The 22,685-nt window shown below is 63.0% G+C and carries 19 protein-coding genes and 2 tRNA genes; 9 read left to right on the top strand and 12 right to left on the bottom strand.

Annotation, left to right across the window (positions count from 1 at the left end):
- Positions 1-47: 47 nt before the first annotated feature.
- From arsB to Q8Q53_RS13645, 3 genes are all read right to left on the bottom strand, one after another.
- The gene (gene arsB, locus Q8Q53_RS13655; RefSeq protein ID WP_305702334.1) at positions 48-1,136 is read right to left on the bottom strand and encodes an ACR3 family arsenite efflux transporter; all 1,089 of its coding nucleotides are present in this window, start codon (positions 1,134-1,136) and stop codon (positions 48-50) included.
- A gap of 3 nt (positions 1,137-1,139) precedes the next feature.
- The gene (gene arsC, locus Q8Q53_RS13650; protein WP_305702333.1) at positions 1,140-1,574 is read right to left on the bottom strand and encodes an arsenate reductase (glutaredoxin); all 435 of its coding nucleotides are present in this window, start codon (positions 1,572-1,574) and stop codon (positions 1,140-1,142) included.
- A gap of 115 nt (positions 1,575-1,689) precedes the next feature.
- Positions 1,690-2,082, bottom strand: a complete 393-nt coding sequence (locus Q8Q53_RS13645; protein ID WP_305702332.1) for a helix-turn-helix transcriptional regulator — start codon at positions 2,080-2,082, stop codon at positions 1,690-1,692.
- Here Q8Q53_RS13645 and Q8Q53_RS13640 point away from each other — a divergent pair.
- Both Q8Q53_RS13640 and Q8Q53_RS13635 read left to right on the top strand, forming a co-directional pair.
- Positions 2,081-2,215: a hypothetical protein gene (locus Q8Q53_RS13640; protein WP_305702331.1), complete on the top strand. Its 135-nt coding sequence runs from the start codon at positions 2,081-2,083 to the stop codon at positions 2,213-2,215. The two genes, Q8Q53_RS13645 and Q8Q53_RS13640, sit on opposite strands and share 2 nt — an antisense overlap.
- Before the next feature lie 41 nt (positions 2,216-2,256).
- Positions 2,257-3,759 carry an alkaline phosphatase gene (locus Q8Q53_RS13635; RefSeq protein WP_305702330.1) on the top strand — a complete coding sequence of 501 codons (1,503 nt, stop codon included), beginning with the start codon at positions 2,257-2,259 and terminating at the stop codon, positions 3,757-3,759.
- A 131-nt stretch (positions 3,760-3,890) separates the two neighbouring features.
- Here Q8Q53_RS13635 and Q8Q53_RS13630 read toward each other — a convergent pair whose 3' ends face one another.
- The gene (locus tag Q8Q53_RS13630) at positions 3,891-5,705 is read right to left on the bottom strand and encodes an amidohydrolase family protein (RefSeq protein WP_305702329.1); all 1,815 of its coding nucleotides are present in this window, start codon (positions 5,703-5,705) and stop codon (positions 3,891-3,893) included.
- Between the two features lie 246 nt (positions 5,706-5,951).
- Between Q8Q53_RS13630 and Q8Q53_RS13625 the strand changes: the two genes are divergently transcribed.
- From Q8Q53_RS13625 to Q8Q53_RS13615, 3 genes are all read left to right on the top strand, one after another.
- A complete protein-coding gene (locus Q8Q53_RS13625) occupies positions 5,952-9,032 on the top strand; it encodes a TonB-dependent receptor domain-containing protein (protein ID WP_305702328.1) in 3,081 nt (1,026 codons plus the stop codon).
- A 78-nt stretch (positions 9,033-9,110) separates the two neighbouring features.
- Entirely contained in the window at positions 9,111-10,526 is a 1,416-nt protein-coding gene (locus tag Q8Q53_RS13620) for an amidohydrolase (protein ID WP_305702327.1), read from the top strand.
- A gap of 1 nt (position 10,527) precedes the next feature.
- Positions 10,528-11,778 carry an amidohydrolase family protein gene (locus Q8Q53_RS13615; protein WP_305702326.1) on the top strand — a complete coding sequence of 417 codons (1,251 nt, stop codon included), beginning with the start codon at positions 10,528-10,530 and terminating at the stop codon, positions 11,776-11,778.
- A gap of 33 nt (positions 11,779-11,811) precedes the next feature.
- Here the strand turns inward: Q8Q53_RS13615 and Q8Q53_RS13610 are convergent, their stop codons facing one another.
- Both Q8Q53_RS13610 and Q8Q53_RS13605 read right to left on the bottom strand, forming a co-directional pair.
- The gene (locus tag Q8Q53_RS13610; protein WP_305702325.1) at positions 11,812-12,234 is read right to left on the bottom strand and encodes a hypothetical protein; all 423 of its coding nucleotides are present in this window, start codon (positions 12,232-12,234) and stop codon (positions 11,812-11,814) included.
- Positions 12,235-12,518: 284 nt separating this feature from the next.
- A complete protein-coding gene (locus Q8Q53_RS13605; RefSeq protein ID WP_305702324.1) occupies positions 12,519-13,001 on the bottom strand; it encodes an Lrp/AsnC family transcriptional regulator in 483 nt (160 codons plus the stop codon).
- A gap of 305 nt (positions 13,002-13,306) precedes the next feature.
- Here Q8Q53_RS13605 and Q8Q53_RS13600 point away from each other — a divergent pair, with 305 nt between their 5' ends.
- On the top strand, positions 13,307-13,963 hold the full coding sequence (locus tag Q8Q53_RS13600; protein ID WP_305702323.1) for an RNA polymerase sigma factor: 657 nt from the start codon (positions 13,307-13,309) through the stop codon (positions 13,961-13,963).
- A 27-nt stretch (positions 13,964-13,990) separates the two neighbouring features.
- A complete protein-coding gene (metC, locus tag Q8Q53_RS13595) occupies positions 13,991-15,205 on the top strand; it encodes a cystathionine beta-lyase (RefSeq protein ID WP_305702322.1) in 1,215 nt (404 codons plus the stop codon).
- Between the two features lie 108 nt (positions 15,206-15,313).
- Here metC and Q8Q53_RS13590 read toward each other — a convergent pair whose 3' ends face one another.
- From Q8Q53_RS13590 to Q8Q53_RS13565, 6 genes are all read right to left on the bottom strand, one after another.
- The gene (locus tag Q8Q53_RS13590) at positions 15,314-18,493 is read right to left on the bottom strand and encodes a type ISP restriction/modification enzyme (protein ID WP_305702321.1); all 3,180 of its coding nucleotides are present in this window, start codon (positions 18,491-18,493) and stop codon (positions 15,314-15,316) included.
- Positions 18,494-18,649: 156 nt separating this feature from the next.
- Entirely contained in the window at positions 18,650-19,018 is a 369-nt protein-coding gene (locus Q8Q53_RS13585) for a hypothetical protein (RefSeq protein WP_371136564.1), read from the bottom strand.
- Positions 18,930-19,274 carry an Arm DNA-binding domain-containing protein gene (locus Q8Q53_RS13580; RefSeq protein WP_305702319.1) on the bottom strand — a complete coding sequence of 115 codons (345 nt, stop codon included), beginning with the start codon at positions 19,272-19,274 and terminating at the stop codon, positions 18,930-18,932. Before Q8Q53_RS13580 ends, Q8Q53_RS13585 begins: the two co-directional genes overlap by 89 nt.
- A 47-nt stretch (positions 19,275-19,321) precedes the next feature.
- A tRNA-Thr gene (locus Q8Q53_RS13575) sits at positions 19,322-19,397 on the bottom strand.
- 59 nt (positions 19,398-19,456) lie between these two features.
- Positions 19,457-19,530: transfer RNA gene (locus Q8Q53_RS13570), tRNA-Cys, on the bottom strand.
- Between the two features lie 75 nt (positions 19,531-19,605).
- A complete protein-coding gene (locus tag Q8Q53_RS13565) occupies positions 19,606-20,991 on the bottom strand; it encodes an RNB domain-containing ribonuclease (protein WP_305702318.1) in 1,386 nt (461 codons plus the stop codon).
- 159 nt (positions 20,992-21,150) lie between these two features.
- Here Q8Q53_RS13565 and Q8Q53_RS13560 point away from each other — a divergent pair, with 159 nt between their 5' ends.
- Together Q8Q53_RS13560 and Q8Q53_RS13555 are read left to right on the top strand one after the other, a co-directional pair.
- A complete protein-coding gene (locus Q8Q53_RS13560; protein WP_305702317.1) occupies positions 21,151-22,263 on the top strand; it encodes an S-(hydroxymethyl)glutathione dehydrogenase/class III alcohol dehydrogenase in 1,113 nt (370 codons plus the stop codon).
- 31 nt (positions 22,264-22,294) lie between these two features.
- The gene (locus Q8Q53_RS13555) at positions 22,295-22,672 is read left to right on the top strand and encodes a VOC family protein (protein ID WP_305702316.1); all 378 of its coding nucleotides are present in this window, start codon (positions 22,295-22,297) and stop codon (positions 22,670-22,672) included.
- Positions 22,673-22,685 lie beyond the last annotated feature (13 nt).

Here is a 22,685-nt window from a genome sequence, read left to right as displayed (position 1 = left end):
GCCCGGCCATTGCCCAGGCCCAGCGCGCTGGTGCGCTTCGCTGCCGGTCATGCCGCGTTCCCGGTGAAGCGGTGCCGTGTGGCATTGGCAAAGGCCACCAGCGAAAGCATCACCGGCACTTCCACCAGCACGCCCACCACGGTTGCCAGCGCGGCCCCGCTCGACAGGCCGAACAACCCGATCGCCACCGCCACGGCCAGTTCGAAGAAGTTGGACGTGCCGATCATGGCGCAAGGTGCGGCGATGTTGTGCGGCACTTTCCACGCAAAGGCCCAGGCATAGGCAATCGCGAAAATACCATAGGACTGGATGATGATCGGGATCGCAATCAGCACGATCAGCAGCGGATTGGCCACGATCGTTTCCGCCTGAAACGCGAACAACAACACCACGGTGGCAAGCAGGCCGATCACCGACCAGGGCTTGAGCCGCGCGGTGAACGCATCGACGGCGGTTACAGCCCCGCCGTGCGCCGCAATCACGCGCCGCCGGGTGAACGCTCCGGCGGCCAGCGGGATCACCACATACAGCACGACCGACAGCAGCAGGGTTTCCCACGGGACCACGATGTCGGTCACGCCCAGCAGCAGGGCCACGATCGGCGCAAACGCCGCGATCATCACCAGATCGTTCACCGCGACCTGCACCAGCGTATAGGCCGGATCGCCCCTGGTCATCTGCGACCAGACAAACACCATCGCGGTGCAGGGCGCCGCGCCGAGCAGGATCAGCCCCGCGATATATTGCTGCGCATCATCGTGGGGGAGCAGCCCCGCATACAGGGTGTCGAAGAACAGCACCGCGATAGCGGCCATCGTGAACGGCTTGATCAACCAGTTGATCACCAGCGTGATGATCAACCCGCGCGGCTTGCGGCGGATATCGCGGATGCTGGCAAAATCGACCCCGACCATCATCGGGTAGATCATCGCCCAGATCAGCACGGCCACGACCAGGTTGACCGATGCCACTTCCAGCGCGGCGAGCGCGGAAATGGCGTCCGGTGCCAGGTTGCCAAGGATCATGCCCGCGACAATGGCGAGCGCCACCCACAGCGACAGCCAGCGTTCGAAAATGCCTAATGGCGACGGGGCAGGCGACAGTGCGGGCGGCGGGGCGGTCGCGGTATCGGCCATGGTTCAGCCTTCCTGCTTCACGCGGTTGCCGCTGGCGTCGATCACCTGTTCGCCGTCTTCCTTGGCAAAGGCGGCGCGCTGGTCTGCCGGGATCAGATCCAGCACTTCTTCCGAAGGGCGGCACAGCTTCACCCCCAGCGGCGAGACCACCAACGGGCGGTTGATCAGCGCCGGATGCGCCATCATCGCGTCGATCAGCTGAGCGTCGGTCAGGTCCGCGTTGTCCAGCCCCAGTTCGGCATAGGGCGTGCCCTTTTCGCGCAGCAGCGCGCGCGCGGTGGTTCCGGCGCGGGCGATCAGGCTTTCCAGCAGCGCCCGCGACGGCGGCGTCTTGAGGTATTCGACGACATGCGGCTCAATCCCCGCATTGCGGATCATGGCCAGCGCATTGCGCGACGTGCCGCACGCCGGGTTGTGGTAGATAATCATGTCGGTCATGCGCTTGCTCCTGTGCTGGCCGCTGCGGCCCTGCCAATTGTGTTGAGTTGCTGGGGCATCGCCAGTTTGCCGATGCTTCAGGCCGCTGCGGGGTGTTCGCTCCCCCGGTGCGCGGTCATGGGCTGGCTCCCGGCGCTCCAGACCTTGCGGCGTCCCGGCGCTGCGGCGGGTTGCAGACCAGTTCACCAAGCAGGTCGCCGCACATTTCCGGCGCTCCCTGGCAACAATCCTGCATCAGGAACGTCAGCAGGCGGCGCATGCCGGAAAAATCGGCGCGGTAATGGATCAGCCGGCTTTCCCGCTCTGACTGCACCAGCCCGGCCCGCTCAAGCGTCGCCAGATGGTGCGACAAGGTGGACGGCGGGACGTTCTGGGATTCAGCAATTGCGCCGGCAATCATACCGTCCGGACCGGCTTTCACCAGCGCGCGGAACACCGATAGCCGGGTTTCATGGGCCAGCGCACCCAGCGCGTCGATCGCCCAATCCTGCGACTCCGGACTATTCATGAACGGCATCCTTCTAGAAATATCGAAATACGAAACCCGGCCGGATAGTCAAACGGTAATTCGGCGCGGCGCTGAACCGGTTGATGGCGCGGATGGCGGCGCTGGCGGCGCTGGCGGCTTGTCACGCAAGTGACACGAGGTGACTGCTAGGGAGCCGCAAAACCGGAGTGTCCCATGCGCCTTTACCGTCCTGCCTGCCTGATTGCTGCTGTGTGCCTTGCCGTTCCCGCCTATGCCCAGACGGCAGCAGATGCGGCGGCAGATACCGCAGCCTACCGCGCGCAGGGCGAGGCGGCGCTGGAGCGGCTCAAGCGCGAACCGGTCCCGCCCTCCAGAGCGCGTAATGTCATCATCTTCATCGGTGACGGGATGGGTGTATCGACGATCACCGCCGCGCGGATTTTTGCCGGGCAAGCGGCTGGCAAAGACGGCGAATCCTTTGAAACCGCGATGGACGCCCTGCCCTATGCGGCGCTGGTCAAGACCTACTCGCACGATGCGCAAGTGTCCGATTCCGCGCCCACGGCGACCGCCATCATGGCCGGGATCAAAACGCGCAACGGCATGATCGGGGTTGGCCCCGAAGCCCAGGTCGGCAACTGCGCTTCGGGCAAGGGCCAGCTTGTCCCGTCGCTGATCGGCCTGGCGCAGGACCGCGGCCTCGCCACGGGCGTGGTCACCACCACCGGCATCACCCACGCCACGCCCGCGTCCGCCTATGCCCAAACGGTCCAGCGCGATTGGGAATCCGACGCTGACATGCCGCAAGCCGCGAAAGATCAGGGCTGCACCGATATCGCCCGGCAACTGATCGAGGGCAGCACCGGCGCACGGCTCAACGTGGTGCTGGGCGGGGGCCGGACGCACTTCCTGCCCAAATCCGTACGCGACCCGGAACATGCCGGGAAATCGGGTGCGCGCGGCGATGGCCGCGATCTGATCGCGGCCTGGCAGCGCGCCAATCCGAACGGGCATTATGCCTGGAACCGCGCCCAGTTTCTGACCTTCGATCCAGCCCGGCATACGCGTCTGCTGGGCCTGTTTGAACCGAACCACATGCAGTTTGAAGCGGATCGCGCAAAGGATCCGGCGGGTGAACCGTCGCTGGTGGAAATGACCGAGACCGCGATTCGGGCCTTGTCCCGCAGCGACAAGGGCTATGTGCTGCTGATCGAAGGTGGCCGGATCGATCATGCCCACCACGCCGGCAACGCGTTTCGCGCGCTGACCGATGCCAAGGCGTTTGATGAAGCGGTCGCCGCGGCGCTGCGCCTGACCAGCGCCAACGACACCCTGATCGTGACCACGGCGGATCACAGTCACACCCTGACGATCAGTGGCTATCCGGTGCGCGGCAATCCGATTCTCGGGGCCGTCGCGGAAGCACCGGGCAAGCCGCAGCTCGCCATGGACGGCAAGGGCTATACGACGCTCGGCTATGCCAACGGACCGGGCGCCGGACATGATCACGCGCGGCACGATCCGGTCGCGGTGGATACCGCTGCGCCGGATTACCGCCAGCAGGCCACCGTTCCGCTGTCGAGCGAGACGCATGCCGGTGAGGACGTGGCGGTGCGCGCGTCCGGGCCGGGAGCGCATTTGCTGCGCGGCACGATCGAACAGCACACGATCTTCTATGTGATCCGCGAAGCACTGTTCGGCGCGGCCCAGAAGTAAATTTCAGATCCAGCATCGCGCCGGACGCGGATGAGCATTGCGGCTGCGAGCTGACGGACCGGCGCGGCGCGGACCGCGCGGGATCTGGCAGTGGCGCTTGGCGCTGCGCTGACCGCGCCCGCAGGCGGCGATCAATCCGGGTAGAAGCCCAGATTGTCGACTTCGGCCCAGGCCGACGCGCCAGCTTCGCGCCGTGCGACAACCCCGACTTCAAGCAGGTTGTCGCCGCGCCATGCCGCTGCGCCGTCGCGGTTCCTGACCGGAGCGAACGCGCTGAACGGCACGCGCACCTCGGACCAGGTTCCGGTCGCGTCAACCGGTGCGGTCCACTTGCCCGCCAGCGTGTTGATCACGACCGCATACTGGCCTGCGCCGCGCAGATTGAGCCGGATCCCGGCAAAGCGGCGGGCATCGGCGGGGCGCACCGATCCGCGTGAGAGCGGCACCAGCACGCCGCCCTCTGGCTTGTCCTTGGGCGACATCTGCACGGCAAACGCCAGCGCTGCGCCGCCGCCTGCCCCTGGCACCCGGTTGGCCACCACCGCGGACCGTTCGACACCGCCATCCATGTCAGCCAGCCGCAGCGTATCCAGCGCGCTGCGCCCATCGGCGCGCTCAAAATCGTCGATCAGTTGCGGAGCCAGCGCGGCGGGCAACGCCGTCTCGAAATTGCCGCCGGGCAGCTTGACCCCGCCGCCGAAGGCAACCCGGCCATCGATCAGCACGCGGTCGATCTTGTGGACATCGGCGATCGTTTCCCACGGCTTGCCATCGATCAGCAGAAGATCGGCGCGCTTGCCGCGTTCGATGGTGCCGCGATCATCGGCCATCCCCAGCGCGAGCGCACTGTTTGCCGTGCCAGCCAGCAGCGCCGCCCTGGGGCTGAGCCCGGCCTCGACCATCAGTTCCATTTCCTGCAAGCTCGAATAGCCGTGGCGTGCGCCCCCGATCCCGGCATCGGTACCCAGCGCAATCGGCACGCCAGCCGCAAACAGCGTTCTGAGGTTCGCTTGCGCAAAGCCCCATTTGCGGATGCGCTGCCGGGTGACCGGATCGTCCTTGCGGCCGGGATCAAGATCGTCCGGCTTCAGCTGATAGATGGCCAGCGTCGGCGCGTAAAAGGTGCCAGCCGCCTTGATCGCCGCGACTGTCGCTTCATCCAGCAGCGCGTCCTGGATGCTGTGGGCAATGATGTCGACCGATGCGTTCGCCGCGATTCTCCCGCGCTCCACTGTCACGGTATGGGTCAGCACACGCTGGCCGTACTTGCGCGCCTCAGCCGTGAGCGCGCCCAGCGTCTCTGCATTCATCGAGGTTTCTTCGGGCAAGGTGCCGTAACGCCAGCCGTCGGTGAAGACCTTGATGTGATCGGGGCGATACGGCTGGAGCGCCTGCACCGCGCGCCGGGCACTTTCGGCGGTGGCGACCCATTTTGTCGTATTGGTATCGGCCCAGTCCGCACCGTGACCACCCGGGGTGCTGATCCTGGCGACGAAGTTGACATGCGGCGCAACGATCCCCCGAAGCCAGGCGCGGAGCGGTTCGAAAGCTTCGGGCTGCTGGTGAAAATCGTTCACCGTCGTTACGCCGCTGGCGACATAGGCGCTGGCAATCTGGGGCAGCGCTGCGGGCGATCCGCTGGGTGACCAATGGGTGTGAACGTCGGCAAAGCCGGGCAGCAAGGCCTTGCCCTCGGCGCGGATGACCACTGCCCCTTTGGGAATCCGGACATTCGGCCCGACAGCTTCGATCCGGCCGCTGCGGATAACGACGGTGCCGCGAAACGGCTCTCTGCCGGTGGCGTCGAAAATGGTGGCATCGGTTATCGCCACTGGCCGGTCATTGGTCTGCGCCAGAAGCGCCGGGCTGCCGATCCCGAATGCAAGCACGGCCAGCGCCTTCGACGCCAGCATCCCCGAACAAAGTCCACACTTGCGAGCGATCACACCGCACCTCCATCAACCGATAATCCGGGTTCGTAACGCAATGACGCAGCGTTGTCTGCTTACCCCATCATTTCCCCGTTCAAGCCGGTGCGGCGGCAGAACTGGCAGAATTGGCCGACTTTTAACCCCGCAGCCGTCGCCGGAAATTTAAAGTGGGGTTTCATTGCTGCATTGCGTCAAACATGGCAGGTGCGGCAACAAGTGTGGCCGCGTCAGGGACGGCTCAGCACGAACAGGGGGTTCTCAATGGTCAGCAAATCACACTCCATCCGCAGGCAGGTGCTGTGCGCGGCATCGCTCATCGGCCTGGCTGTCGCGCAGCAGGCGGCCGCGCAGGAGGCACCGCCGCAGCCAGAAGAAACCGCGAAAGGCAGCGAGATTGTGGTTACGGGGAGCCGCATCGCCGGTTCCAAGATCACCGAAGCCCTGCCGGTTACCGTGGTCAGCGAGGAAGAGATTGCGGCGACGGCGGCAGTTTCCGGTGATGACCTGATCCGCTCGATCCCGCAAATGAGCGACGTTTCGTTCAATACCAGCAACGGTCAGACCAGCAGCAACTTCGCGCGCGGCGATGTTGGCTCGATCGACCTTCGCGGACTTGGGGTCGGCAACACCCTGGTCCTGCTGAACGGTCGCCGGGTCGTCCAGCACCCGAGCAGCCAGGCAAGCGCATCGCTCGCCCCGGTCACCACCTACAACACCAACGCCATCCCGGTGTTCGGCGTAAAGCGGGTTGAAGTGCTGCGCGATGGCGCCGCTGCGCTGTACGGCACCGATGCGGTGGCCGGTGTGGTCAACACCGTGCTGCGGGACAACATCAACGGCGGCAGCCTCTCGCTCCAGTATGGCGGGGCCGAAGGCACCGGCCTGCGCGAATTCAACGCTTCGGGCTATCTCGGCTCGGATTTCTCGAACGGGCGCGGCAACTTTTCGGTCCTGTTCAACTATACCAACCGGACCGCGCTGACGTCGCAGGACCTGCCCTTTACCGCCACGTCGGATCACCGGGCGTTCGCTGAGTTCGCCGGCACCATCTTTGCGGGATCGAACAGCCTGGATGACACCAGCACGCTGGCACACTGGGGCAACTTTGCGACCGTGGGCGGGGTGCGGGTCCGCCGGGGCACGACCAATGTCACCACGGCAGGCGGGGTGTTCTCGATCCAGCCGACCGCCAACGGCGGTTGTTCCTACGATCTGGGCACCGGCATCTGCATCGATGACGGCAACCGCGCGACCACCGGGGCTGACCGCAACACCCGCTGGGACGGGCAGGCCAATTTCCCGATCTCGATCTCGCCCAGTCTTGACCGGATCAATCTCTATGCATCGGGCCACTATGACCTGACAGATGACGTGACGATGTTCACCGAACTGGGTTACTATTACGGCAAGACCAAGAGCATCCAGGACAGCGTGTTCTCGATCGGGTCGATCCAGATGACCATTCCGGCGTCGAACTACTGGAATCCGTTCGGTCCGGTGACGTTTGCCAACGGCAGTGCCAATCCCAACCGCCTGGCCGGGATCGATGCGCCTGTGGCCGGTTTGCCGATTTTCATGTCGAGCTATCGCTTCGTCGACATGGGGCCGACGGTGGTCGATGTGACCAACCGGCAGTTCCGGGCCGTGCTGGGCCTGCGCGGCGAGGCGCTGGGCTTCAAGTGGGAAACCGCCGGGGTCTATTCCGAAGCCAGTGTGAATGACGTGCAGGACGGCATCAGCTCGACCCTGCTGCAAAAGAACCTGGCACTGTCGACCCCTGACGCCTACAACCCGTTCAACGGCGGTAGCGCAACCAATCCGACCGGGCCGGACACCTCGGTCAGCAGCCAGGCCGCACTTGATGCCATTCGCATCAAGACGACCCGCAAGGGCAAATCGACGCTGGCGGAATGGGATTTCCGGGCATCGCGGCCGGATCTGTTTTCGCTGCCCGGCGGCGACGTCGGGATGGCATTCGGCGCTGAAATTCGCCGGGACACACAGCTGGATGACCGCGATCCGCGCGTCGATGGCACGATCAAGTGGACCGACACGGTAACTGGCGTGGTTCAGGACAGCGACCTGTTCGGGGTCAGCCCGACGCCTGACACGCGCGGCGCACGCACTGTCTTTGCAGCCTATTCCGAACTCGCCATTCCGGTCATTTCGCCAGAAATGGACGTGCCGCTGATCCGCAGCCTGACGCTCCAGGCGGCGGGGCGCTATGAGCACTACTCCGACTTCGGCAGCATCGCCAAGCCGAAGGTCGCCGCCGCATGGGATGTGGTTGAAGGGTTGCGCCTGCGTGGTTCGTGGGCACAGGGCTTCCGGGCGCCGAACCTGGAACAGACCAATGCCACGATTGTCACGCGCGGCAACACCCGGACCGATTACATCCGCTGCGAAGCCGACCTGCGGGCCGGACGGATTGCCAATTTCAGCAGCTGCGGCCAGGCATTTGTCACGACCGCGCGGCGGGCCGGCAACCCGAACCTTGAACCCGAAACCTCGGAAACCTGGACCTTCGGCACGGTGCTGCAACCTTCGTTCCTCAACACCGGAAAGCTGCGCACCACCTTCACGGCCGATTTCTGGCAGGTGAAGCAGAAGGGGATTGTAGGCGTCTATGGCGAAGGCAATGCGCTGATCAACGACTACCTGCAGCGCGTCCAAGGGTCGAACGATCCGAACGTCACCCGCGCCGCGCCAACCGCTGATGACATCGCCCTGTTCGCCGGGACCGGGCTGACCCCGGTCGGCCGCGTGACCTATGTTGACGATCTCTATCGCAACCTTGAACCGCAAACCGTGCGCGGGCTCGATTTCGGGCTCAATATCGGACTGCGCGATACCGGCATCGGCAACTTCACCCTGTCCGCCAATGTCGCCTATCTGCTCAAGTATTACCGCGATGCTTCGCCGGACATCCAGGTGCTGATCGATGCCCGCGCGGCCGGAACGATCAATCAGGACACGATCATTCCGGAAGGCGGCGATCTGGTCCGGAACGACGGCTTCCCGAAGTGGCGCGCATCCGGTTCGCTGACCTGGAAGCTGGGTCAGTTCACGACCGGTGTGTTCGTCAGCCATCGCGGCAGCGTGATCGACGATGACATTTCGGTCAGCGGCCAGAACTGGACGGTCAAGAGCTACACGACGGCGAACCTGTATGTGCAGTATGATCTGATGGGCGGCATTGCCGATCGGACCACCATCCGCCTGGGCGTTCGCAACATCGCCAATTCCCGTCCGCCGATCGATTCCGGCTCATTCGGCTATATGGGCTCGCTGGATTCGCCCAACCCCCGGTATTGGTACGCCAGCATCCGCAAGGACTTCTGAGCGCCCAGGCAGTCCCTTCGGCCTGGTCGGTCGACGGGGCTGCCTGACCAGACGGTTCCAGTCCAGGAAGGTGGTTTTGTGAAGAGCATCGTTCGACGCGTTTTGGGGCAACCGGCACTGGCGCTGGCGATCTGTATCAGCGCTCCCCTGGGAGCGGCCCCTTCCGGTGAAACAGCCGCCAGTCCGGCCCCTCCGGCTCCGGCGGCATACCCCAGCACCTATCGCCCCCGCGCCGAGGCGGACACCGCGATCGTCAATGCCTCGATCCTGACGGCGACCGGGGTGCGGATCGACAATGGCACGATCCTGATGTCGGGGGGCCGGATCGTGGCCGTTGGCAAGGATGTCCCGGTCCCCGCCGGCGCGCGCAGCATTGATGGCACCGGCAAGTGGGTAACGCCCGGCATCATCGATTCGCATTCGCATCTGGGGGTCTTTCCCGCACCGGGCGTAGCCGGCCACGCCGACGGGAACGAGAATATCGATCCCTACACCGCCAATGTCTGGGCCGAACATTCCGTCTGGCCGCAGGACCCGGTCTTTACCAAGGCACGCGCAGGCGGGGTTACCAGCCTGCTCGTCCTGCCGGGTTCGGCAAACCTGTTCGGCGGCCGGGGGGTGACGCTCAAGAACGTTCCCGCCGTGACCGTGGCGCAGATGAAGTTTCCCGGCGCGCCCTACACGCTCAAGATGGCGTGCGGCGAAAATCCGAAGGGCCGGTATGGCAGCCGCGGTCGGGCGCCGGCCACGCGGATGGGCAATGTCGCCGGGTTCCGGCGCAGCTGGATCGATGCGGCCGAATATGCCCGCAAGTGGGATACCTACGACCGCAAGCGCGCCAAAGGCGATGCAGCCGAAGCGCCCAAGCGCGAGCTTGCGCTGGAAACCCTGGCCGGTGTTCTGAAGGGTGAAATCCTGACGCAGAACCATTGTTACCGGGCCGACGAAATGGCCGTCATGATCGATGTCGGCCACGAGTTCGGCTACAGGACCGCCGCGTTCCACCACGCCGTGGAAGCATACAAGATCGCCGATCTCCTTGCTGCCGAAGGAACCTGCGTCGCCACCTGGGCTACCCGCTGGGGCTTCAAGATGGAGGCCTTCGATGCGATCGAGGAGAACGCCGCGATACTTGCCGCCCGCGGGGTATGCGTTGCCATCCATTCGGACGAGCAGGGCCTGATCCAGCGCCTCAACGTTGAAACCGCAGTTGCGCTTGCGGCCGGGCGGCGGGCGGGAATCGCCATCCCGCAGGAAGAAGCGATCAAGTGGATCACGCTCAATCCCGCCAGAATCATGGGCGTCGCGGACCGGACGGGGTCGCTGGAACCAGGCAAGATGGCGGACGTCGTGCTGTGGAGCCGCAACCCCTTCAGTGTCTATGCCGTGGCTGAAAAGGTGTTCATCGACGGTGCGCTGATGCACGACACGTCTGATCCCGGCTCGATCTATCGCAGCGATTTCGAGCTTGGCCAGCCAGTGGGAGCGCAGTGAGATGAAGTTCGGACCGCTTTCACTCGTTCTGGCCGGATTGGCCGGCCTTGCCTGCTCCACTGCAACCCAAGCGCAGACCTTTGCGATAACGAACGCGCACATCCTTTCGCCCGGCCCGATCGGTGAGGTGGAACGCGGGACAATCGTTGTTCGCGACGGCAAGATCAGTGCCGCCGGTGCCAATGTGGCGCTGCCTGATGGCATCACGATTGTCGATGCCAGGGGCGGCTATGTCACGCCGGGCCTGATTGCCGTGAACACAGCGCTGGGGCTGGTCGAAGTCAACTCGGTCAGCGGGACAATGGATGCCCGAACCAGCAGCACCAGGATCAGCGCCGCATTCGACGTGCAGTATGGGCTCAACCCGGCATCGACGCTGCTGCCGGTCGCACGGCTGGGCGGGATCACCCGCGCGGTGGTGATGCCCGACTATGATGACAGCAACAAGGAACGCGAAGCGCTCTTCGCCGGCAAGGCCGCGCTCATTTCGCTTGGCGAAGGCCCGGACATCCTGTTCAGAGCAGGCGCAGGCATGGTGCTTGAACTGGGTGAAGACGGCGCGGCCCGTCTCGGCGGATCGCGCGGGTCGGAGTTTGTCCAGCTGCGCGAGCTGTTCGCCAGCCTGCGGAAAACGTGGACCACCGACAACAACTGGGGCCTGTCAGAGGCCGATCACCGGGCGCTTGCGCCGGTTGTATCGGGGGCTATGCCGCTGGTTGTCGTGGTTCGTCGCGCTGCCGACATCAGGCAGGTGCTCAGCCTTGCCAGGGATTTCCGCCTCAAGCTGATCCTGAGCGGCGCGGAAGAAGGCTGGCAAGTGGCGGATGCAATCGCGGCGATGAAAGTGCCGGTCCTGCTGAACCCGACCTCCAACATCCCGTCGAGCTTCGATCAGATCGGCGCCTCGCTGCGCAATGCGGCGATCCTCAAGGCGGCGGGCGTGGATATCGCGATCAGCGGCAACGATGCCGGTCACCGCGTCCGGGACATGCGCTACAACGCCGGTCTGGCGGTTTCACGCGGCCTCCCGCAGGCCGCCGGGCTTGAGGCGATTACCCTTGCCCCGGCGCGCATCTTCGGTGTTGCCAATCTGGTCGGATCGATCGAACCGGGCAAACTGGCCGATCTGGTGATCTGGGATGGCGATCCGCTTGAGCCGCTCAGCGGACCGGTGGCAGTCTACGTCGATGGCAAGGCACAGCCGATGCAGTCCCGCGCCACGCTGCTGGGACAGCGCTATGGCAAGCAGTAACAGCGTGAAAATTGCCGGTGATGCGACGCACGGTCACGTCATTGCCATTCCGCGGGCGTTGAGCCAGTCCCGGCACAGGTCCACCGCCTGCTTCTGGCGATCGGGCTGCTGCTGATAATAATGGGTTGCGCCCTCGATGCAGGCGAACTGCTTGTCCGCACTCCCAAGAAGTTCGAAGATTTTCCGCGGATGGGCCGCAGGCGTGGCATCGTCGGCACCATTTTCGATCACCAGCGCCGGCACGCTTATATGCGGTGCATTGGCGCCCGTGCGCGCGCGGGACTGGTCGTAGGACCATTGCGATAGCCAGGCGCGCAGCGTGGTGTAACGGGCCAGCCCAACCGGCCCCGCGTTGGCGGGGCAACCGTGCTCAGCGCGATCCTCTTTCTGATCGGCCTTGGCGAGCAATGGCGACTGCGGCGCGGCAACATATTCAAATGACGCCGGATCAAGCATGTATATAGTTCCCGTTTTTATTGGCCTGCAGGCATGGGTTACTACCGGCAGCCATCATCGCCTGGGTGTCGCGTCGACCCTGTCGGCCGGGGGTTTTGTGCCATTTGCACCGTCCGCCCCTTGGCCGGACTACGCTGCATGCCCTGACAGGTGAGGGGCTGCTTTACCCGCTCGCATGACTGGAAGCCGCCGCATCGCCAGCTCCGCAAACGCTTTGTCAGGCCCTGAGCCTGGCCCGTAAACGCATAACCGGCCTCAGCTCAGGGCCGGGGTCAGCACCTGCTTCATCGCGCCGGGGTCCGCGTCAATGGCAGGGCCGTGGTGCACTTGATCTCTTCCATCGAGAAGGTCGAGCTTACGTCCGTCAGCCGCACGCTCTTGATCAGGCGGCGATAGACCGCGTCATAGGCGCCGATGCTTTCGACCCTTAATTTGAGCAGGTAATCGACGTCACCGGTCATACGGTAGAACTCGACCACCTCAGGAATGTCGCGCACGGAATCGGTCAGCTTCTTGAGCCATTCCTCGGAATGCTCGGCCGCCCGGATGCTGACGAAAACCGTCATGTCCAGGCCAAGCTTGCTGGCATCGAGCAGTGTCACCCGCTGGGCGATCACGCCTGATTCCTCCAGCCGCTTGATCCGCCGCCAGCACGCATTGTGCGACATGTTGGCCCTGGCCGCGACGTTGGCGATCGACAGGGTCGCGTCCTCCTGCAGGATTGCCAGTATGCGAACATCGGCATCGTCCAGCGATACTTTGGACATGTTCCAACCTCCTTCGCGGCACAGTTCAGTGCCATTCCAAACACGTCATGATCAACCCATTGCGCCGACGGAACCCCAGCGGGCAGTCACTTGTCGGAACACCCTGCAAGGCCCGGTCAGCACCCGGCGTCACGGGAACGCCATCGCCTGTGCAGAATCGCGCACCTGACCTTGTGCGGGAGATATATCCCAATATTGCCACTTATAAAGGATACACATCCCAATTTTTGACCATTTCCCCTAAAAAATGAGGATGATTCCACCACGCAGATTGTGGCATAAACAATCTGACGGGGGCAAATGGAATGACATTATTAAGCCTGGACTTTTCCGAGCACACAGCCTGGAGCGATAGTCCGGCTGATGAGTTTTTTGAAAATGCAACAACACCAGATTTAGTTGCAAATCAGGAAAGAAAAGCGTGTAAAGCAACGGAAACAAATTACGACGATATTTTGAAATCCGTTCTCCCGCACGTCCCTGATCTGCGGAGATATTTCAAATGGCGATTGCCAGTAGACGATGTAGATGATGCGATACAGGATGTTTTACTTCGTATTTTACGCCGATCCGATCTGACAGCCCTGGATCGCCCGAAATGCTACCTTTTCCAGGCCGCGCAGGCGGCCCTGATCGACCGGCATCGCCGACAGAATACGCGCAAGGCCTTGCTCCATTGCGAACTGATGGACGAAATGCACCCCGTCGATGAACTCCATCCATTGCACATCCTGATTGCGCGGGATGAGTTCCGGGCGGTCGAGGACGTGCTGAGCAAACTTCCCGCCAGGACCAGAGAAATCATAATATCCGTGCGGCTTGAAGGCGTAAGCCTCAAGGATCTGGCGCGCAAATATGCAATTTCGACCAGTGCAATCGAAAAACATGTGACCAAGGCCATTAAAGCCTTGGATAGATCAAAATCAGGATCAAATTTTATTTTCAGCGGCGAAGCAAATTGAAATTACTGAGCGATTTTTATAATATTAATGGAAAACAAAATGACCGCCTTCAGGAACGTTACTGAATCAACACGCCTCATTCACGGCGAAGCCCTTTGCGACCGGCTGCAGCGGACGCCCGGCCCGCCGATCCATCGGGGTTCCACCATTCTCCTTGATAGCTGCGAGCAAGTTTATGACCCCTCGCTGGTAACGTATGGGCGGGTCGGCCTGACCACGCAGCGGTCGCTGCGTGACGCCCTGCGTGACCTGGAACATGCCGATGAAGCGTTCATCTATCCATCGGGGCTCGCGGCGATAACCGCAACGCTGTCGGCGCTGCTCGCGTCCGGTGATGAAGTGCTGGCGTGCGACTCCGTATACAACCCCACCCGCCGCTATCTGGCAGGAACGCTGGCCCGGTTCGGGGTTACGGCGCGCTATTTCGCCCCAACGACCGATGTTGCGGCGATCAAGGCGATGATCACCCCGGCGACGAAGCTGATCTTCCTGGAATCGCCGGGCTCGAACACGTTCGAGATGCAGGATATTCCCGCCATTGCCCGCATGGCCCGCGCCATGGGCGTGATGACGGCAGTCGACAACACCTGGTCTTCCGGCGTCCTGTTCAAGCCGCTCGATCACGGCGTGGATGTCAGCATCCAGTCGCTGACGAAGTATGTCTGCGGGCACTCCGATGTCTTCATGGGACTGGCGGCGGCGAGCGGAACCGCTGTCGAGCTGCTGGCCAAATCAAGCAATGAGACTGGCTGGGCGGTCTCGCCGGACGACGCCTATCTGGCGCTGCGGGGCCTGCGAACGCTCCATCCTCGTTTGGCGCGGCATGGTGCGAGTGCCCTGAAGATAGCGCAGTGGCTGGCTGAACAGCCGGAAGTGCACACCGTGCTCTGCCCCGCACTGCCGCAGGATCCCGGCCATGCAATCTGGCAGCGGAACTACAGCGATATCTGCGGCCTGTTCAGCATCGTGCTCAATCCTGTGGCCGACGCGGCTGTCAGGCAAATGCTTGAATCGCTGTCGCTGTTCGGACTTGGCTATTCCTGGGGAGGCTTTGAAAGCCTCATCCTGCCATGCGACCCGCAGCTGGCGGTGCGCACATGCAGCGGCAAATTCGCCGGCCCGCTGCTGCGAATCCACGTCGGCCTGGAAGACCCCAGCGATCTGATAGCAGACTTGCGTCACGGCCTGGACCAGTTGAGCAGGCACCGTGCTGCGATGGCCAGATCAGGTCAGAAATATTGAAGGTAATGGTGCGCGCTTGTTCGCAAACCGGTCTGCCGCCGTGCCGCCCTGAACCCCAACCGCCCATGTCCGGTGGATTGCACAGCAGCGGGCAAACCGGAATCCCGGCTAATCCAGCGGCACTTCGATTTGCTGCATGATCCGATCGGTTTCGCCCAGGATTTTTATGATCCGCTGATAGTGGCGGATATCGTCCCATGACAGCGCGCGGCCCTTGCGGTCTTTCAGCCACTTCTGCGCGGGCTGGTATCCGCCGATGTGGAAATTCCACGCGGTATCGGACACCCCGGCAAAGCCTTGGGCAGCGTTGATCCACACCTTGCCGCCTTCCAGCCGGGGCTTGTCCACCACGCTGTCCCCGTCGCCTTCAAACGGGAAATGGGCATCGCCGATCGCCGCCGGTTCCATCAGGTGCAGGCGGCGCAAGGCCTCGCCCTGTGCGCTGATACGGGCGAAGGTTGCCGGATCACGCGGGAACGGCACGCGCGGGAAATCCACTTTCAGGAATTCGCGATAGGTTTCGCGGTAGGCGGGGCAGTGCAGCACCCCATAGATGTAATCGAATACCTTGACCTCATCGGGCCGCGCAGCGCCGGATGCGCGGCGGAAAGCGCCGCTGCCATCGGGCGCGACAAGCGGGCCAGTCAGTCCAGCCTCTTTGCAAATTTGGGCGTAAAGCCTTGGCTCCACATTTAGGCGAATAGTTTGATCTAAATCCTGCTCGTCTGGATGAATATACAAAGGGATATTAACGGACTGTGTCGAACTTTCAGCATACTTTGTTTCAGAAATAAGGTCGGTCACAAAAAAGTGATCGGGCATTGGATTTTTGTTACTTCTTGCTGTAGCAAGTCCGAGATTGTGACGACCAAAGAAATGACCCATAACCCTATCCCGGCGATGCACGGCAACGTGGGCATTATAGACCGTAAAACGTGTATCAAATGGCCGGTAGGAAATCGGCGTAACTGCGCTTCGCCAAGCACCATCAGCTAGCGCAACCTTAGCCGACGAATAGTTCCACTGGCTTTGCGAACACAGTCGGAATAGTCCCCGTGCTTCTGCCTCATTGGCCGTTGTCAGAAGTCGCTCTACCTTTTGCACTGCCTCAGCAGCCGTCCACGAAATCGCGAATTCATCATGCGTCGTTACAATGCCGGGAGCAGGACGGCCATTTGCAGAGAACAGATCAGCTACCGAGAACCCCGCCAGATAAGCTGACTCCAAGGCCTTGTCCGTTGGCTTGAAGCGCCACGGCGCGGCATCAGGCGAAACATCCTGTGCAGCCAGATCGAAGTGACTTCCAGCCCAAAGCGCTTGATACTTGTGCTCCCGATCGCCCCACAATTCACCGTGCAACACCGTTGCAGGCTGCTTTGCCTGCCCAGTTTCTCGACGCTTGACGGCAACGATGATCGCCACCCCTTGCTGGATATCGAACACGTTCTTGTCCGGCGAACCGTCCGGGCTAACTTCCTTTTTCTTGGCGTTTCCGTGCAGGTCCAGCACGTAAAGCCGGTCAAAGGTCTGGCGCAAATGGCTTCGCATATCCAAGAAAGTCGGATTATCCAGATACCCGTGGTTGGTGATGAACCCCAGCACCCCTTCCCCGTTCTTTTCGATCATGTGTTCGGCAAACCGAATGAATTTCACGTAATCGTCCGACAGCCACTTGGCTTGGGCAGGGCGCTTCAGTTCCGGACTGACCTTGTAATCGGCCATCAGGCCTTCGATCCACGGCCCTTTGTTCGATGAATGCCCAGAATAAGGCGGGTTGCCGATCACGCACATGATCGGCGTCTGGCGTTTCACATCGCTGGCCTGTTTCGCCTCGTTCGCCAGCCATTGGGCAAACAGGTTCTGTTCCACCTTCTCGCCTTCTTCCAGACTGTTGGTCAGATAGACGCCCAGCCGGGGCGGGTTGCCGGTTGGCTTGTACCCCAGTTCGGTCAGGATCATGTCCAGCTTCATGTGGCACATGGCATAGCTGGCCATCAGCAATTCGAACCCGTGCAGGCGCGGGATCAGATCGGTTTCGACATAGTTTGACCACTGCCCCGGCGCGATGCCCTTGACCCGGTCCGCCACAAGTTTGATGACTTCGGCCAGAAACGTGCCGGTGCCGGTTGCCGGATCAAGCACCTGCACCCGGTGAACGTCCTTGGGGATCGTCACCGGCTTGCCCTTGGCATCGGTCTGCCCGGTATCCCAATCGATCGTGACGCGGCTGGTATCGGCCAGCCCGTCGGCCAGACCGAATTCGGTTTTCAGCACATCGTCCACCGCGCGCACGATGAAGTTCACCACCGGTTCGGGGGTATACCACACGCCCCGCGCCTTGCGCTTGGACGGGTTGTATTCGGCCAGGAACGTTTCGTAGAAGTGCAGGAACGGATCGTTGCGCGCCGTGAACTTGCCGAAATCGCGCAGGATATGGTGCAGGTCCGCCGCGCGGAACACGTCGCACAGTTCATCGATCACCCAGCGAATCCGGTCGTCCAGATCAACCCCGGCGATATAGCCGAACAGGCTGCGCAGGAACGGGTTGGACCGGGGCAACAGGTCCAGCGCCTCAACCCGGCTGAAACTGTCCATCGTGGTATCGTGCAGGCGCGCCGCAAACAGGCCATAGGCGATCGTTTCGGCATAGATATCGGCGAATTCCGCCACGGTGATTTCGTGGATCAGGTTCGCCTTGAACGCCTCATACTGGCCGGTCAGTTCGGTTGCGTTCCCGGCGTCCATATCCGCCACCAGCGCGCGGCCCATGATATCCTTGATGATCGCCGCCTTGCCCGCCATCATTTCGGCCAGCTGGCGCGCGGTGCGAATGCTGACCGGCGTTTCCCGCGCAAAGTCGCGCAGCAGGCTCTCCAGCTGGGGGAAGTTTTCAGGGCGCGCGGGCAGGGTCGGGATCAGATCGGCGATCGTGACGAACGCCACGCTTTCACCCAGCCGGATAAATTCGAAGTCCAGCCCGTTGGTGTAAATCAGGTTCGGCAGGCCTTTGGTATAGCGCGCCTTCTGTTCGCGGCTGTAATCGCCCGTGGCGAACTTGCGAACGTCCTTGCCAATGTCCTTGGCTTCAACCCAGCCGATCGAAATGCCCTTGCGGTCAAACACGAAATCCGGCGCTCCAACCGCCACGCGGCGCGGTTCGTTGATAACCGTTACGTCCGGATCGATCGCATTGAACAGGCGGGACAGCGCGGGGCGAAAGCTGTGTTCCGTGGTCTGCCCGCTGGCGTGCAGCGAACGGATTTCATTGACGTAACCCTGAATATCCATGTGCAGATTTGCCCTAGCCCCTACCTGTCCGGTCAGGCTTACGGGGCTTGCCGCCTGCCGCCAAGATTTTCCTAAATCAATTGGCGAGTCAGCGTTTTGAAACGGCTGGAAACGGCAGGGCACAGCCCTTCGCGCGCGCGTGAATTGTCGGGTTTGCTATATCAGACCGGGGGTAACAAGCTCGCCCCTTAGATCGCCCTGCAAACCATCATACCCCCCGGCCCTCTGCCAGCCCTGCCAGATCGCCAGACGCTTGCCATAGACAAGGCTGGGTTGCCCCCACGGCTTCGGACCCTGCCCGATCATGCCCAGCCGCCCTTCCAGCGCCGCCGGATCACTGGAACAGCGCGCAGTGGCAACGCCATGCCGGAACACGCGGCTGGCGAAATTGCGGGTGCGCACCGCTGTTTCGCGGTGCCCGCGCTTTTCGAGTTGCTTAAGCGGTTCCAGCAATTCGGCTGGTTGGATATCCGCAATCGGGCGCGCGCCGATGACCGGCCTGCACCACTTGGCGGGCCGCGCCATGTGCCGTGCGGGCATCAGCCAAACCCATATCAGGCCAAGCACCCAGCCCCAGCCGCTTTTCCTTACCGTCCACCCGAAAATTGTAGAACCACAGCTTTGAGCCGTTCGGGCGGACTTCCAGATACAGCCCCTTGGCGTCGGCCTTGCGATAGGCCTTATCCAAAGGCTTAAACCCTTTTATTTCCAATGCTTTAATAGCAATCTGGGGGCACTGGCAGAAACGCCCAGCGCCTTCGAGAGACGCAATGTCGCTCAAAAACCGCAGAAATTCAAGGTTTCAGGGGATACCCAGACACAGGGTAATGGTGCCGCTTACAGGATTCGAACCTGTGACCCCATCATTACGAATGATGTGCTCTACCGACTGAGCTAAAGCGGCGTTCCGGCGGGCGTTTACCGACGGCGAGGCCGGGGTGCAACGTTTTCCGCGCGAATATTTGGAGGCCCGAGCCGGAATCGAACCGGCGTAAACGGATTTGCAATCCGGTGCGTAACCACTCCGCCATCGGGCCTTACCCACGGTTGCCCGCAGGAATGGGGCCACTAGCCGAGGTCTGCGGTGCGCGCAACTCGATTCATCCGGCCTGCTATTCGGTCCGCGTGAACGCCAGCGTGCGGCGGGCCGGGTCAGCCGCGTCCAGTCGCACGCGGATCGCTGCGCCGGGGACCACGTCCTGCGCCGGGGTGCGGGCGACCACCGGCAAGTCGCACAGCTGGAACCGCGCGCCGGTTTCGCCAAGGTCCGTCACAACAGCGGCGAAGTGCTCACCTTCGCGGCCCGCCAGGATCGCGGTTTCGGCGAGGTCCACCACGGCGCGTTCGACTTGTCCGGCGCGGGCATCGGCCTTGCCCATTACCGTCGGCAGGCGGGTGAAGGCCGCGCTGACGACAGCGGGCACTGGCTGGCCATTGGCAACCGCCAGCGCGGCGCGGATCACATAGCGATCGGCCAGCCGCCGCAGCGGGGCGGTGGCATGGGCATAAGTGGCCGCCATCGCCGCGTGCCACGGCGTGGTTCCGGGCTGGAATGGCTCGTAACTTGCCCCCTGCCCGGCGCGGCGGATCGCCAGCATGAATGCGCCGTCACGGGGATCCGCGGGGTTGAGCGTCTTTTCGAACCGGGCCAGCGGCAGCGCATCCGGCCAGTGCAGGTTAAACGCGTGAGCCGTCTGGCGCAGCCGCGCGACCGCGAAATCATCGGGCGCGGCCATCACCCGGAACAGGCCGGTGCCGTGCGCGTGAAGCAGATCGGCCACCGCCATGTTGGTCGCCAGCGACAGCGCCGCATTGCGCGTTTCCGACCGGAGCGGCGGGCGGAACCGCAGGGCATAGCGGCCATCGTTGGTGCGATCCACTTCCTGCTCCGGCGGATCGACCCGGGCCGCGCCGCGCCGGTCTTCGGCCGCAGCAATCCGCGCGGCGAGGTCTGGCAGGGCTGGCGGCAACTGATCATCGCGCGCGGTATCATAGGCCAGCTTGGCGCGGCTGCGGATCACCGCGCGGGTGACGCCGTCCAGCACCGCGCCGCCATCGGGCGCGACGCGGGTGGTGAAGACCACAGCCGGGCGCGGTCCATCCGGCAGCAGGCTGGCAGCGCCTTCGGCCAGCACCGGCGGATAGAGGCCCGCCTTGCCATCGGGCAGATAGGTCGTCACGCCGCGCCGCCAGGCTTCCTGATCGACCGGATCATCATCATCGACGAACCACGCCACATCGGCGATGGCATAGTGCAGCAGATAATCCGCGCCCGCTGCTTCGATTGCGAAGGCCTGATCGAGATCGGTGGAACTGGCCGGATCGAGCGTGACGAATTCGCGCGCGGTCCAATCGGCATGCGCGCTGGGCAGGCGCTGCGCGGCCCGTTCGGCGGCGGCAAGCACGGCTGGCGGGAAACTGTCGGGCACGCGAAACTGCGCGCGAATGGCGGCCAGTCCTTCGCCGAGCAGGCGATCCGGGTCGTGCAAAGCTTTCATGCCCCAAGCGCTAACCCGCCGCTGCCGACTTGCCAAGCGATGCCGCAATAGGCGAGAGAGGCACGACAGCCTGAGCACCGGCATTGACGCCGCACCCCACCTTTTAGTAAGCATTGCTTACAAAATACCGCGACCGCCGCGGAGAGGAGTATTTCGGACATGAAGACCCGCGCCGCCGTTGCCTTTGCGCCCAAGACCCCGCTGGAAATCGTCGAGCTGGACCTGGAAGGTCCGAAAGCCGGTGAAGTGCTGGTCGAGATCATGGCGACCGGGATCTGCCACACCGATGCCTACACGCTGGACGGGTTCGATTCGGAAGGCATCTTCCCCAGCGTGCTGGGCCACGAAGGCGCCGGGATCGTGCGCGAAGTGGGTGCGGGCGTGACCAGCGTGAAGCCCGGCGACCATGTGATCCCGCTCTACACCCCGGAATGCCGCCAGTGTAAGTCGTGCCTGTCGGGCAAGACCAACCTCTGCACCGCGATCCGCGCCACGCAGGGCAAGGGCCTGATGCCGGACGGCACCAGCCGGTTCAGCTATAAGGGCCAGACCATCTTCCACTACATGGGCTGCTCGACGTTTTCGAACTTCACGGTGCTGCCCGAAATCGCGGTCGCGAAAATCCGTGAGGACGCGCCATTCCAGTCCAGCTGCTACATCGGCTGCGGCGTAACCACGGGCGTCGGCGCGGTGATCAACACCGCCAAGGTTCAGGTGGGCGACAATGTCGTCATTTTCGGCCTCGGCGGGATTGGCCTCAACGTGCTGCAAGGCGCGCGGCTGGCGGGCGCGAACAAGATCATCGGCGTCGACATCAACCCCGACCGTGAGGAATGGGGCCGCCGGTTCGGGATGACCGACTTCCTCAATTCCAGGGGCATGAGCCGCGAGGAAGTCGTGGCGATGATCGTCGCGATGACCGACGGCGGTGCGGACTATACGTTTGATGCCACCGGCAATACCGAAGTGATGCGCACCGCGCTGGAAGCCTGCCATCGCGGCTGGGGCACCAGTATCATCATCGGCGTGGCCGAAGCGGGCAAGGAAATCAGCACCCGTCCGTTCCAACTCGTCACGGGCCGGAACTGGCGCGGCACCGCGTTCGGCGGGGCCAAGGGCCGTACTGACGTGCCCAAGATCGTCGACATGTACATGACCGGCAAGATCGAGATCGATCCGATGATCACCCACGTGATGGGGCTGGAAGAAATCAACACGGCGTTCGACCTGATGCACGCGGGCAAGTCGATCCGCAGCGTCGTGGTGTTCTGATTTTTTGAATTCATTCAACGGGAGAGAAGCAATGTTTACGCATATCATGGTTGGCACCAACGATCCGGCCAAGGCCAAGCAGTTCTATGACGCCGCGCTGGGCGCGCTGGGTGTGCCGCCGGGCGGCGAATTCAACGGCCGCGTGTTCTACAGCGGTGCGGGCGGCAACTTTGGCGTTGGCACGCCTGCCAATGGCGACGGCGCGACTTATGCCAACGGCGGGACCATCGGGTTCGTCGCGGCCGACAAGGACGCGGTTGATGCCTGGCACGCGGCTGGTCTGGCCCAGGGCGGCACCTGCGAAGGGGAGCCGGGTCCGCGTCCGGGCGCTCCGGGCAATGCCTATGGCGCGTACTTGCGCGATCCGGACGGCAACAAGCTCTGTGCGTTCTGCCAGCTTCCGGGCTGAGGACGCATAACTG

Source organism: Novosphingobium sp. (genome assembly GCF_030699305.1).
Lineage (GTDB): Bacteria > Pseudomonadota > Alphaproteobacteria > Sphingomonadales > Sphingomonadaceae > Novosphingobium.
This window is presented reverse-complemented; position numbering and strand designations above follow the sequence as displayed.